At 42.7% G+C, this 13,220-nt stretch carries 10 protein-coding genes and 1 tRNA gene; 7 read left to right on the plus strand and 4 right to left on the minus strand.

Translation table 11 applies throughout. The annotated features are described in order from the left end of the window. The first annotated feature begins 35 nt into the window (after positions 1-35). From NMG88_RS04505 to groL, 3 genes are all read left to right on the plus strand, one after another. Positions 36-1,202 (plus strand): hypothetical protein, encoded by a 1,167-nt coding sequence (locus tag NMG88_RS04505; RefSeq protein WP_227350150.1) that lies wholly within the window; start codon positions 36-38, stop codon positions 1,200-1,202. A 403-nt stretch (positions 1,203-1,605) separates the two neighbouring features. After that, positions 1,606-1,917 carry a co-chaperone GroES gene (groES, locus tag NMG88_RS04510; protein WP_027249229.1) on the plus strand — a complete coding sequence of 104 codons (312 nt, stop codon included), beginning with the start codon at positions 1,606-1,608 and terminating at the stop codon, positions 1,915-1,917. Positions 1,918-2,032: 115 nt separating this feature from the next. Then, positions 2,033-3,670, plus strand: coding sequence for a chaperonin GroEL (gene groL / locus NMG88_RS04515; protein WP_027249228.1), 1,638 nt, complete (start codon positions 2,033-2,035; stop codon positions 3,668-3,670). Positions 3,671-3,841: 171 nt separating this feature from the next. On the opposite strand, the gene pgsA is transcribed toward groL, so the two are convergent. The 3 genes from pgsA to NMG88_RS04530 all read right to left on the minus strand — a co-directional run bounded on the left by pgsA (position 3,842) and on the right by NMG88_RS04530 (position 8,917). Then, the gene (pgsA, locus tag NMG88_RS04520) at positions 3,842-4,378 is read right to left on the minus strand and encodes a CDP-diacylglycerol--glycerol-3-phosphate 3-phosphatidyltransferase (protein WP_254035145.1); all 537 of its coding nucleotides are present in this window, start codon (positions 4,376-4,378) and stop codon (positions 3,842-3,844) included. Between the two features lie 321 nt (positions 4,379-4,699). Continuing rightward, positions 4,700-6,466: an acetate and sugar kinases/Hsc70/actin family protein gene (locus NMG88_RS04525; protein WP_042152197.1), complete on the minus strand. Its 1,767-nt coding sequence runs from the start codon at positions 6,464-6,466 to the stop codon at positions 4,700-4,702. A gap of 30 nt (positions 6,467-6,496) precedes the next feature. Continuing rightward, on the minus strand, positions 6,497-8,917 hold the full coding sequence (locus NMG88_RS04530; protein ID WP_026797826.1) for a hypothetical protein: 2,421 nt from the start codon (positions 8,915-8,917) through the stop codon (positions 6,497-6,499). A gap of 266 nt (positions 8,918-9,183) precedes the next feature. On the opposite strand from NMG88_RS04530, the gene NMG88_RS04535 reads away from it, so the two are divergent. The 4 genes from NMG88_RS04535 to NMG88_RS04550 all read left to right on the plus strand — a co-directional run bounded on the left by NMG88_RS04535 (position 9,184) and on the right by NMG88_RS04550 (position 11,929). Continuing rightward, the gene (locus NMG88_RS04535; protein WP_026786569.1) at positions 9,184-9,894 is read left to right on the plus strand and encodes a Crp/Fnr family transcriptional regulator; all 711 of its coding nucleotides are present in this window, start codon (positions 9,184-9,186) and stop codon (positions 9,892-9,894) included. 41 nt (positions 9,895-9,935) lie between these two features. Then, on the plus strand, positions 9,936-10,685 hold the full coding sequence (locus tag NMG88_RS04540) for a DUF2232 domain-containing protein (protein ID WP_026797827.1): 750 nt from the start codon (positions 9,936-9,938) through the stop codon (positions 10,683-10,685). After that, a complete protein-coding gene (cobT, locus tag NMG88_RS04545) occupies positions 10,686-11,798 on the plus strand; it encodes a nicotinate mononucleotide-dependent phosphoribosyltransferase CobT (protein ID WP_042152200.1) in 1,113 nt (370 codons plus the stop codon). Positions 11,799-11,846: 48 nt separating this feature from the next. Continuing rightward, a tRNA-Leu gene (locus NMG88_RS04550) sits at positions 11,847-11,929 on the plus strand. Between the two features lie 124 nt (positions 11,930-12,053). Here the strand turns inward: NMG88_RS04550 and argF are convergent. Further along, on the minus strand, positions 12,054-12,977 hold the full coding sequence (gene argF, locus NMG88_RS04555) for an ornithine carbamoyltransferase (RefSeq protein ID WP_235752121.1): 924 nt from the start codon (positions 12,975-12,977) through the stop codon (positions 12,054-12,056). Positions 12,978-13,220: the final 243 nt, after the last annotated feature.

Raw genomic sequence — 13,220 nt, forward strand, 5'->3', positions numbered from 1 at the left:
AATCACCTAATTTAAGAGTTAAAAAGGTAAATAATATGGGCGGAGGGATTTATCTGATTCAGGATGATGATCGGCTCGTTGAAATGATGGAACAGCCCTACGATTCTGAAGATCAAATACAGGAATTATTAGAAACCTATCCCAATCTTTTAGCGGGGGATGAAATTGATCGGTTACAGACGCGCCATGGTAAATCTTTACGACGATGGTTATTAATCTCCCGGGACGTAACCCTTCCGGCTGAGGAAGATAATGGGAGTCGTTGGTCAATGGATCATTTATTTCTGGATCAAGATTCTATTCCTACGCTGGTGACAGTTAAACGCAGTCGCAATGTGGAAACTCGACAAAAAATGATTGGTCAAATGTTAGATAATGCGGCAAATTTAGGATTATATTGGCCGATAGAATCAATTATTTCTCAATTTGAAGCTAACTGTCGAGATCAAGGTCGAGATCCTGAACAAGTGTTTGAAGATTTTCTAGGTTCAGATCTAAATGAAGATGGATTTTGGCAAAAAGTTAAAACCAATCTGCAAGCGGGAAAACTGCGTTTAGTCTTTGTGGCGGATGAAATTACCAGTCCATTAAGAAGGGTAGTTGAATTTCTGAATAAACAAACGGATTTAGTCGAGGTTTTGGCTTTAGAAATTAAACAATATGTCAGTCAAGATGGTTTAAAAACCCTTGTTCCTCGATTAATTGGTCAAACCGCCGAAGCTCAACAAAAAAAATCCAGCGCCACGGGAGAACGTCGTCGCTGGGATGAGGTTTCGTTTTTTGAAGAACTCCACTTGCGTCGGGGAGAGGATGAAACACAAATAGCCCAGGAAATTCATAATTGGGCAAAACTTCAGGAACCGGAAGTTATTATACAATGGGGGACGGGAGATGTTTATGGTGGATTTACAGCTTTATTAAACCAAAAAGAAAAAGGTCGAAAACAGTTAAAGTTATTTACCGTTGATATTTCTGGACGTTTAGAAATTTCTTCTAATAAATATGGTTCTCAACCACCTTTTGATCGACAGGAAAAATGGTTAGAACTCAGAAATAAATTGAGTGCGATCGGTTTATCTCTCCCTTTAGAACCTACGGAATATCGAGAGCCAACATTACAGTTATCCAACTTAGAAGATAAAACCGTATTACAACAAGTCCTAAAAACATTTGATTGGGTTATTTCTATGATTAAAGCGTGAATCAGGGAGGATAAAGTCACTGCCAAAAAACGATATAGCCAACCGCAGGTGGTGAAGTCTTTTCTTCCCTATTACCCATTACCCATTACCTATTACCTGCTATAAGTGCTAGAGACGCGCCGTTGCACGTCTCTACATTAATGACTGTTATCCGAGAATAAAATTCCTCTTAACTATCAAGCTAATATCAACGCCAAACAGTTCAGCCAACTGTTGTTGACTCCCCCTACTCCCCTACTCCCCCCGCCCCCTTGTTCGGGAACCCGTACAAATTAGACTGTTGCAATGGGGAGGCTTTTTTCGGTAAATTAGCACTCAGGAGTCGAGAGTGCTAATTTGAATTCCTCAAAGGAAATCATAAAACTCCGATCACCGAATATTTACATAAAGTGGAGGCTAATAAATGGCTGCTGTATCTCTAAGCGTATCAACCGTTAAACCCCTTGGTGATCGCGTTTTCGTTAAAGTTAGTGCATCTGAAGAACAAACACCCGGTGGAATTTTTCTTCCTGATGCCGCCAAAGAAAAACCCCAAGTGGGCGAAGTTGTGGCAGTTGGCCCTGGCAAACGCAATGATGATGGTTCTCGCTGCGAACTAGAAGTCAGCGTCGGCGACAAAGTTCTCTACTCCAAATACGCGGGTACTGACATCAAACTCGGTGGCGATGAATTTGTTCTGTTAGCCGAAAAAGACATCTTAGCGATCGTCAACTAATCGACGTTTTTAACCTTAGATCGTACACCACAAATTGTTATTCGATCTACAAAGTTAAAACCTCAAGATTCAGTAATTCAATTCTAATTATCAACCTAAAACCTGAAGACAAAACATGGCTAAACGTATTATTTACAACGAAAATGCTCGTCGCGCCCTAGAGCGTGGTATGGATATCCTGGCGGAAGCCGTTGCCGTCACCCTTGGCCCCAAAGGTCGCAACGTCGTATTAGAAAAAAAATTCGGTGCACCCCAAATTGTGAATGATGGCGTCACCATTGCTAAAGAAATTGAACTAGAAGATAACATCGAAAATACTGGAGTTGCCTTGATTCGTCAAGCCGCTTCCAAAACCAACGATGCCGCTGGCGACGGAACCACCACTGCAACGGTTCTAGCCCACGCCATGGTCAAAGAAGGTCTGCGGAACGTGGCTGCGGGTGCTAACCCGATTGAACTCAAACGCGGTATTGATAAAGCGACTACCTTTTTAGTAGAAAAAATCGCCGAACACGCTCGCCAAGTGGAAGATTCCAAAGCGATCGCTCAAGTCGGTTCTATCTCTGCCGGAAACGACGAAGAAGTCGGTAAAATGATTGCTTCGGCGATGGATAAAGTCGGTAAAGAAGGCGTGATTTCCTTGGAAGAAGGAAAATCCATGACCACCGAATTAGAAATTACCGAAGGGATGCGCTTTGATAAAGGCTATATTTCCCCCTACTTCGCCACCGATACCGAACGGATGGAAGCAGTTCTGGAAGAACCCTATCTGTTAATTACCGATAAAAAAATCACCTTAGTTCAGGACTTAGTGCCTGTTCTGGAGCAAGTTGCCCGTTCTGGCCGTCCTTTGGTGATTATCGCTGAAGATATTGAAAAAGAAGCCTTAGCAACCCTGGTGGTTAACCGTCTGCGCGGTGTGCTGAATGTGGCTGCGGTGAAAGCGCCTGGTTTTGGCGATCGCCGGAAAGCCATGTTAGAAGATATCGCCGTCTTAACTGGTGGTCAATTAATCACCGAAGATGCTGGTCTGAAACTGGAAAATACCAAGCTGGATATGCTGGGTAAAGCCCGTCGGATCACCCTGACCAAAGATAACACCACCATCGTTGCTGAAGGCAATGAAGCCCCCGTTAAAACTCGTTGTGAGCAAATTCGCCGTCAAATGGAAGAAACCGAATCTTCCTACGACCGGGAAAAACTCCAAGAACGCTTGGCTAAATTAGCTGGTGGTGTGGCTGTGATCAAAGTCGGTGCGGCTACCGAAACCGAAATGAAAGATCGCAAGCTGCGTCTGGAAGATGCCATCAACGCCACGAAAGCGGCCGTTGAAGAAGGTATCGTTCCTGGTGGTGGCACAACTTTAGCCCACTTAGCTCCTCAACTGGAAGAATGGGCTAATGCTAACCTGACCCATGAAGCCTTAACGGGGGCCTTAATTGTGTCCCGTGCCTTGGCTGCGCCTCTGAAACGAATTGCTGAAAACGCAGGCGTTAACGGTGCTGTGGTAGCTGAACGAGTTAAAGAAAAAGACTTTAATGTTGGTTACAACGCGGCTTCTAACGAATTTGTGGATATGTTTGAAGCGGGTATTGTTGACCCTGCCAAAGTTACCCGTTCTGCTCTGCAAAACGCGGCTTCTATTGCTGGAATGGTGTTAACAACTGAGTGTATTGTTGCTGACAAACCTGAACCTAAAGACGGCGCTCCTGCTGGTGCTGGCGCTGGTATGGGCGGCGATTTTGATTACTAATTCCTAGTTTGATATGATATGGGGTGGCTTTTGTCGCCCCATATTTATTGGGGAATAGGGATCACGGATTTAAGAGGATTTCACGGATTTCACGGATTTTAATCTGTGTTAATCTGCGTAATCCTCTGAAATCCGTGATAGGTGATGGGGAAGATTGAGATTTTGGTTGTTTTAGGTTTTGATATTTTCAAGACTTGATTTTACGGAAGGTTGAGGAATTAGATAAATTAAACCTGAAATTAGGGTTAATCCTACGGTTATCCAGAATAGGATTAAGCTGGGAGTTTGCCAAGGTTCAGGTAAAGGTGCTATTAAAAATGCGATCGCTAAAATTTGACTAACTGTTTTTAGTTTACCCCAAATATTCGCTCCAGAAATTTGAGTTTGATTGACTCTCCATCCGGCAATTGTGAGTTCCCGTGCTAGGATTAAGAATACTCCCCAAGCGGGAATTTTTCCTAACTCAATTAAGGCAAGTAAGGGCGCGAAAACTAATAATTTATCGACTAAGGGATCAAGAAATTTTCCTAAATCTGTAACTTGATTGAGTTTTCTAGCTAAATATCCATCTAACCAATCGGTGCTGGCTACTATTAAAAAAATTCCTAAACAAATCCAACGATTAGTAACAGTTGGATCATGTAAATAATAAAGTATAAATGGAACTCCGAACAAACGGGAAATCGTAATCCAATTCGGTAAGTTCATAAATCAGTTATCTGGGATCTTTGCTGGGGTCAAGACTAATTTAACCACAAAGACACAAAGAAGTTTTGCCGATATTTTCAATGTTGACTAAATAGTCAAGAGTATGCCCACACTTGCCATTACAATATTGTCGCATCAGCCGCGGGTTTTGTCAATCCCCCTCGGTACTTTTTATAGCAGGGAGCAGGGAGCAAACCCCCCGTGCACGGGGGGCTAGGGGGGGAGGGAACAGGGGGAAAAGAACTTCACCGTCTAGGTTACAACATCCGTCTGGTGTCCTAACTGCCTTGGCGGTTGCTATAACTGATAACTGATAACTGTTTACTGATAACTGATTAATGGTTCTTCCCAATTTTGTAGGGAATGTAGACTTAATTGTGCTAAATATTTTCTGGTCAGGTCGGCGCGGTCTAAACTTATAAAATAATTATTATCGACATCTTGATAAAATAATGCGCCTTCGAGTAAACCTTGATAATCAGGATTTTTTTGAGATTCTAAAGTGAACCAAATCGCATCAGAAGGTGAGGGAATTAAACCAGAAGGTAATTTTCCCTTTAAAATTGCTATAATTCTATCTGAAACAGAACGGGTATTGACCCCGCGATTTTCTAAGAGTTGATGTACTTCTGATAAAGATAAAGGTTGTTCTTTGAACACTCGCAATAGTTCCGCTAAAAGAAAATAATCACTGTATTGATGTCGAGACATATCCAAGACTTGAAAATAAAGGGGTAATACGGCTAAACCCCAAGCCAAGCGACTACAATGGGAATAATTGTTGTCTCGATGATTTTGATCATGGGGACTATCTTGGGTAATCAAAGCATTTGGTAATTTTTGGCGTAACCAACGGCTAAAAGTTGGCCAGGTTCCATTTCCCCCTGTGCAAATGGCTTGACTAATTCTAATCGGAGAAATTCCCTGGGTGCTGAAAAGATGGTTGAGTTCTCGATTTAACTGTTGAATAAAGGGAATAAAAATCTTTTGTTCTAAATCTCGTTGGGAAACTTCCCAAGAATAATTATTTAATGTTAGGGTATAGCGGTGCTTCGCGTCGGTAAGGACATCGCTTTGTTGTAGTTCAAATTTTAAAGTTTCTGCAATTTCTAATAACTTTAATCCCGTAGAATCACTCTGTAAAATTTGTTGTAAACGATAACGTTTGGCTAAATCAGGATGTCCAGGTTCAGGAAATTCCACATCTGGAATATTAAATATGGGGAAGGGTGAACCCTCTGGCTGAATCAAAAGTTGAGTAATAATATCCTGATTTAAGGCATCTCCAGCATAGGCTAAATGATGACAAACCACTTGGGAAGCCATAAATTCAGTTAAATCCTGGGGGAGTTTGGCTAGGGCTATTTCGGTAGTTGTAGCACCAATATTAATAATTAAAATTGTGCTATCGGGATCGGGGGGATGGAGATAAAATTGATATAATAAAGTTGCGATCGCATCCTCAATAATAAAAATTTGTTCAGGACGTTTAATGATTCCTGCTGCTAATACAGCTTCCCTAAGATTAAAACGATAGGCTTCTGTAGAGGCCGTGGAACAGCCTAAAACCACCCCATCTAAACAATTTAATGCTTGCTGAAATTCGATCGTATCGAGTCCCACAGCACCCACAGTATAGACATTAGGTAAAGCCATGATTGGGGGAGTTTCCCGATTAGGCTGCTTTGATGGGGAAATTCTGCGACCAGACAATATTCGATGGGGATGTAAGGTAGATAATAAAGCTGTCCAGGCCTCTCGAAATCCCCCCAAGGGCAGGGACTGTTGTTCTGACCAATGAATCATGGGAAGCCCTGCTAATTCAGGAGAATTAACTGAATGATAAGGAATTCCCAGGTTTAATAAGGATTTAAACCGTTGTATTAGGCCTTGAGTGGTTTTTTCCTGTGGATCTAAATAGTAAATTGACGCCGTTAGCCGAAAGGTAAAGGGAAGATCCTCGATTCCAGAGAGTTCTGTCTGTTCCGCTTGCCAATAAATAGGATAAACTTTTTGGGTTTCGCTCTGCAATAAGGCGGCGGATATTCCCGTTGTTCCTAAGTCAATTCCTAAATACCATTGAGTCATAATCAGTTATCAGTGATCAGTGATCAGTTATCAGTTTTTAAAAAACTCCTGACTCAAGGCTTCAAGACTGAGAGAATCTTCCTCCTGTTCGGTGTCCCAATTTAAGTTTTTTTCCTCCGCCAAGTTCAAACTGTTGAAAACATCATCTAAAGTTAAATCTGATAATCCTTGAGTTGATGCAATATTTTGCTTTTCTGATGCTGGTTTATTTAAGGATTCAAGGGAAACAGAGGGAACTGATTGATCTGAATGAGGTTCCATCCCAATATCTCTAAATAAATCTTCAAAAGTAATTAGTTCTTCAGGTTGAGATACTTTTGAATTCGTTTTTGCTGATGATTTTTGGGTAGAAACTTGAGGCTGGGAATAAGTTGATTTTACGGGATTTTTCTTGGAGATTGGAATAGTTTCAGGTTGTTCTAAATTAAATAGATCTGCCTCTAAATGTTCCAAAGTATTGCGATCAATTAATAAACGAGAATCGACTTGTTCACTATCGTCTTCCAAATTTAGGGGAAGTAAATTTTCATTCGGGGACGCTTGAACATAAGCATCTTTCTCCCAACTAACTGTTGGGCTTTCCATAGGAGAGGGAGATGCCATCGGACTCGTAATTCCGGTGAGTTCTTGTTGGGTTCTTGCCGAGATCACATCAGAATTTGGGGAGGAAACCTCCTCAAAGGTGAGTTCCTCAAAAACATCACTTAAATCTGCTAAGGTTTCCTCAAAGGGATTCGGTGCAGAAGTAAAAGACAAATCCACAATTTCATCGGTTAGAGGAGACACCAATTCTGCTTCAGATCCTGGTGTAAATAAGTTCTCAGACTCTAAGAATACAGGATCGATAGCATCTGCGGTTAAGGATAAATCAGATTCTATCGGAACATTTTGATCCGGTTGACTGAATATATCTAAACTATTTAAGCTCAAGAAATCAGCCGTTTCCTCGAAGGATTCGGTGTCAATATTTTCCGATTCTATGGCTGTGATTTTCGGTGTTGACCCATCCCCAAATAAATCTTCGGTGTCTAAATGGATTTCTGATTCATTCTCGACCGTTGAAGGACTTGGAACATCGGTTTCCTCATCTAGCAATAAGGTTTCTATCTCTTCAGAAACATCATCTTCATCTAGTACCTGAATGACATCAAAATCATCCTCAAATAAATCAGTATTTTGTGTTTGAGGCACCGCAGTCACAGCCGAGGATTCTGGCTCCGTCGCCAGATTAAACAAACTTTCTAATTCTGAATCGGCATCGGGTAGGGACTGTTCTACAATTGACTCATCCCAATCGAGGGAAAGAGAGCTTTCTGGCGTTCTATCTAACCCATCTTCGATAGGGGGAGTAGGTAATCCCTCAATGGTCTCAAACGCAACCTCGAATTCATCTTCATCGGTAATTTTTAGCTGTTCTTCGTTATCCTCATCATTAGAAGTAACAGAAGGAGTCGATTGTCTAGGAACTTCTGCCCCCGCATAGGGAAAGAGTCCCTCAAAAGCGGAGGAAAAATCCTGGGGAGGAGAAACCACAGACTCAGGAGAAGGTAAATTATCCGTGTTCGAGGCGGTTTCCGATTGAGTTAATTGTAATGAAGATTGTAAATAGGAAGACGTTTCTTGACCGACCTGCTGGGCTAATTGGTTGACTAAGGTGGTAAACATGACCTCCCCCTGTTTACCCAGACTGTGCATCCTTTCTAAGCTTTGGGAAAGGGAATCAGAATAGGTTTGGAGGTTTCGTTGCAAGGCCTCAAAAATCACACTCAGACTGGAATCGAGGGTCATCAGTAAATGATCAGATTGCGCTTGTAACTGTCGCATCTGTTCCAGGCGTTGGGCTGGAGTCAGGGGGTCGAGGGCTGTTTGGGGTCTGTCCACAGCTTCAGAAACCAGGGCGGGCAGCGAGTTGGATTCAGTTAATAATACCGAATCTAAAAATCGGGTTTCAATATGGTTCAGGGTTTGGGTCACATTATGAATCAGACTGTCCTGTAATCTGGTCATGAACTCTTGCAAAAATTCACGACTGAGTTGTTGTTGATAGGGTTGAGGAGGGACTTGTCCTATAGCTTGGGCTTTTCGGGCTTCTAATTGTTGAATTTCTTGAATTAAATTGCGTTGTTCGGTACGCAAACGATCGATCTCATCCTGAAGGGGTTGAGTCAAATTACTCCGCAAATAAATCATTTCCCGTCGGATTGCCTGCCACAGAGGTTCGCGCGTTCCGGGGGATATAGAAGGTTGATGGGCTTCCAAGGTAACACCGAGAGCCTGCTCGTCTGTATGTTCCTGAAGAAAGACCAAATACCTACGGACACGCTCTAGGACTTGACGGGAGCGTGTGACAGTTTCGCCAAAAACGACCCAGGGCAAACGTAAGCTGGGCTGACTAAGAACCTCGTCAATTTCGGTGATGAGTGCTTGAATCTGACCTTTCTGAACATTCAAGGCTGAACCCCCTCAATAATCGTTATGTTAATGGCACTCTATAATTGCTTAATCTCAAGGATTTCCTTGATTAAAGCAGTTGTGATCTACATAATATGTTAGGCTTGGCACGAAGGACTCAAACGGCTGACTTTGAATTTATTGGCTAATCACCCACCGAAGGCAATAGGGTTAGAAACTAAACCATTTTAACTTTTTTATGTCCTGATAGCTCTAAAATATGAAATTGCCTAGTAATTACTAACTCATAATTTTATCACAGCCTCATGGAAGATCGGTATTTCTCCCGTGACAATCACTCTGATATTCACAAGATGATCTGCTCAACGCCTTTCTTTCAAGGCTTGCCACCGGATGCGGCGGATAAAGCAACCTCTCATATTGTGGGTCGAAACCATCCAGCCAACCAAGTGATTTTATTAGAAAATGACTGGGGAAGTTCCGTTTATTTTATTCTGGACGGTTGGGTTAAAATTCGTACCTATAATTTGGATGGTAAAGAAGTAACGCTGAATATTTTGGGTAAGGGTGAACTATTTGGAGAAATGGCAGCACTCGATGAAGTCCCCCGCTCCACCGATGTTATTACATTAGCGCCAACCTTAATTGGGAATATGCCGGCTCAGGATTTTGTGGAGTTGATTACCACCGAACCCAAGGCGGGAATGCGACTAGCTCAATTGATGGGACGGCGTTTACGCCAGGTGAATCGACGTCTGAGATTGCGCGAATCTGATAGTACATCCCGGGTTGCCGATATTCTCCTATTTCTGGCAGAGGGCCAAGGTACAACTTCAGATCAAGGCGGAACACAAATTCCTAATCTTCCCCATCGGGAGTTAAGTGGTTTGAGTGGTCTGGCTCGGGAAACCGTAACTCGGGTTCTGAGTAAGTTAGAGAAAAAAGGATTAATTCATCGGGAACGGGATATTTTGAGTATTCCCGATGTCCATGCCCTAGAACGGATATTAGTCTGAATGGTACTATTGCCCATTGCCCATTGCCCATTCCCTATTAAATGAGTGATTCTTCTCCATCAAGTTCCTCTGTTAACCCCTGTGAATCTGAAACTCAGGAATGGGTATCTGTTGATGCAGATATCCCCCGTTCTGAAGCTTCGGGTCATCTGGCGAAACTATCCCATGCCCATAGAAACTCCCTGATTCTAGTAGAAACGGCTTTTTTAGCCAGTGCCGGAAGTTTAATATGGTTTGTTAATTATTATTTTCCCATGGGGCCAGTGCTGCGGCTGTTTTTCGCCTTACCGATGGCTTTATTATATTTACGATGGGGAAAACGGGCTGCGGTTATGGGGGCGGTAGCTTCATTTTTATTGTTATCGGTGTTAATGGGGCCAACTCGCAGTATTGTGTTTTTAATTCCTTATGGTTGGTTAGGAGTAGTTTTAGGGGGAATGTGGAAACGCAAATCTCCTTGGTGGATGTCCATTGGGACGGGTTCTTTGATTGTTGCTATTGGTTTTTTCTTTAAATATTGGTTACTTTCCATCCTGCTAGGGCGGAATTTGTGGGCCTACGCCACGATCCAAATGACTGCGGTGGCGGACTGGATTTTTATTAAGTTGGGGATTTTGGCTCAACCCAGTTTAGTTTTTGTGCAGGTGCTTGCTGTTCTGATGATTTTAATTAATAGTATTGTCTATTTATTTGTGGTTCATCTAGTCTCTTTATTATTATTAGATCGTCTCAATAGTCCCATTCCTCGCCCGCCCAAATGGGTACAAGTTTTATTAGATTACGAAGGTTAAATGGCTGTTAAGGTTTATACCCAGTTTGCTGAGGGGAATCGGTGGTTACATCACTATCAAGGGACTAAACCTGTGTTTGCTTGTGTGTTGGGATTTACAGCAACGGCCTTAATTCCAGGGATTTCCGCCGCTGGAGCTACCAGCGACTCCCGACAATATACGGCCGTTGCGGATGCTGAGTTTCTTCATAATGGGCCCCAACCCCTTCCCCAGTATCCCTTACCGCCACTGGATGCGGGAGCTTCTCCGGTGTTAATTTCCCGGGCTGTGGTGGAATCCTTAAAATGTCCTTTGTATCTGTTTAATGCCGGATTATCCGTTGCTCCTTCGGTTCCTACGATTGATTTGGGGGGGGGTGCAGCCCGATGTATAACATCCGGTGCGGCCATGACTTTAGGGACTGTCAAGCATCTGTTTGAGCAGGGGTTAATTTGGGGTGAACGGATGGCGCGGGATGCCCAAAATAGTTATCTAATTTTATCGGAATGCGTGGTGGGGGGAACGACTACGGCCTTAGCGGTGTTGCTGGGTTTGGGAATTTCTGCCATAGATAAGGTCAATAGTAGTCATCCCCGTTGCAATCATGGCCAAAAATTAGCGATCGCCACCACGGGATTACAGCAAGCCGGGTTTTGGCCGTTATCAGGGATAGGGATTGATCCGTTCGAGTTGGTAGCCGCGGTGGGTGATCCGATGCAAATTGTGGTGGCGGGGATGACTTTGGCCGCTAGTCGTACCGTCGGGGTGCTGTTAGCGGGTGGAACTCAGATGTTAGCGGTTTATGGTTTGGTAGAGGCGATCGTGACTCAATATGATATTCCTTGGCGTGCTGATGGGGTGGTGGTGGGAACGACCCGTTGGGTGGCTGAAGATACCACGGGTGATACGGTGGGATTGGCGGAAATGCTGGGAAATGTCCCCCTATTAGCCACGCAACTGAATTTTTCTACCTCGGTTTATCCGCAACTGCGGGCCTATGAACAGGGTTATGTTAAGGAAGGGGTAGGGGCTGGAGGGGCTGCGATCGCTGCTGATCTGGTGCTGGGTTGGAATAATACCCAACTTCTGCAAGCCATTGAAGCAGTAGCTGATCGGATGAAATCAAATTATTAATGTTAAATTCTGCGGATCTGTGCTACAATAAAAAATTGAACAATAAACGCGGACATGGCGGAATTGGTAGACGCGCTAGATTTAGGTTCTAGTATCGTAAAGATGTGAAGGTTCAAGTCCTTTTGTCCGCATCATGGGTAAAGAGTGAACAAAAATGCTCACCGAAAGGGGGGCTAGGGGTTGATCCCCCCAAATCCCCATTGAGAAGGGGGGCTTTAAGAAAATGCGATCGCTTATTTTTTCAGAATTTAAAGGTTAATCATCTCCTAATAATACGGCTAATAATGCTTTTTGAACGTGCATTCTGTTTTCCGCTTCATCCCAAACTTTTGAACGAGATCCCTCGATGACTTCATCGGTAATTTCCTCATCTCGGTGGGCGGGTAAACAATGCAAAACAATTGAATTATCGGCGGTTTTTTCGATTAATTTACTATTAACTTGATAGGGTTGAAACAGAGGAATTCTAGCTCTGGCTTCTTCTTCCTGTCCCATACTTGCCCAAACATCTGTATAAACAACATTTGCATCTTTTGCCGCTTTAATAGGATCTTCAGTAACAATTACCTCGGTTTTTCCCTTAGCAATATCTTTGGCTTGTTCAACAATATCTGCATCGGGTAAATAGTTAGCAGGGGTAGCAATTCTAACGTTCATTCCCACCATGGCACAGCCTAATAATAAGGAATGAGCCATATTATTAGCCCCATCGCCAAAATAACTTAAAGTTAAACCTTCTAAGGTTCCAAAACATTCTTGAACTGTCATTAAATCCGCTAAAACTTGACAGGGATGTTCCCGATCTGTTAAAGCATTAATTACTGGAATTTCCGCATAATTAGCAAAGGTTTCTAAATCCTTTTGTTCAAAAGTACGAATTGCGGTAATATCCAAATATCGATCTAATACCCTAGCCGTATCTATTAATGGTTCTCCGCGACTTACTTGGGTAACATTCGGGTTTAAATCAATCACTTGACCCCCCAATTGATACATGGCAACGGTAAAACTAACCCGAGTTCGGGTTGAAGCTTTAGAAAATATTAATCCTAATACTTTATTGCGACGCAATTTGACCATTCCTGATTTTAATTTTGTCGCCAAATCTAATAATAAATAGAGTTCATCAATACTCACATCCGCCAAACTTAAAAAATCCCGTCCTTTTAATGTTTCCATAATTCTTCCTAAACTACTAACAATTATGTTGATTTCATAACCCCACCCCCCTAACCTCCAGGGCCGTTTCAAAATCGGGAGTGAAATAGTAAAGAAAGAGCGATCGCCTGATGATAAAATCAGGGGCGATCGCATTCTTTCATAAAAAAACAATGATGAACAGTCTAATATAACATCTGAAAAAAGTCAAGGATTTCCGAAAATCTCAAGGAAAAATATATTCGATATGGTGAATATTATTAA

Origin of the sequence: Planktothrix agardhii, assembly GCF_904830935.1 — a bacterium.
Taxonomy (GTDB): domain Bacteria; phylum Cyanobacteriota; class Cyanobacteriia; order Cyanobacteriales; family Microcoleaceae; genus Planktothrix; species Planktothrix agardhii.

Excerpts from the sequence above, each read along its gene's own strand:
- NMG88_RS04505 (WP_227350150.1), top strand. The coding sequence starts at position 36 with ATGGGCGGAGGGATTTATCTGATTCAGGATGATGATCGGCTCGTTGAA.
- groES (WP_027249229.1), top strand. The coding sequence starts at position 1,606 with ATGGCTGCTGTATCTCTAAGCGTATCAACCGTTAAACCCCTTGGTGAT.
- groL (WP_027249228.1), top strand. The coding sequence starts at position 2,033 with ATGGCTAAACGTATTATTTACAACGAAAATGCTCGTCGCGCCCTAGAG.
- pgsA (WP_254035145.1), bottom strand. The coding sequence starts at position 4,378 with ATGAACTTACCGAATTGGATTACGATTTCCCGTTTGTTCGGAGTTCCA.
- NMG88_RS04525 (WP_042152197.1), bottom strand. The coding sequence starts at position 6,466 with ATGACTCAATGGTATTTAGGAATTGACTTAGGAACAACGGGAATATCC.
- NMG88_RS04535 (WP_026786569.1), top strand. The coding sequence starts at position 9,184 with ATGGAAGATCGGTATTTCTCCCGTGACAATCACTCTGATATTCACAAG.
- NMG88_RS04540 (WP_026797827.1), top strand. The coding sequence starts at position 9,936 with ATGAGTGATTCTTCTCCATCAAGTTCCTCTGTTAACCCCTGTGAATCT.
- cobT (WP_042152200.1), top strand. The coding sequence starts at position 10,686 with ATGGCTGTTAAGGTTTATACCCAGTTTGCTGAGGGGAATCGGTGGTTA.
- argF (WP_235752121.1), bottom strand. The coding sequence starts at position 12,977 with ATGGAAACATTAAAAGGACGGGATTTTTTAAGTTTGGCGGATGTGAGT.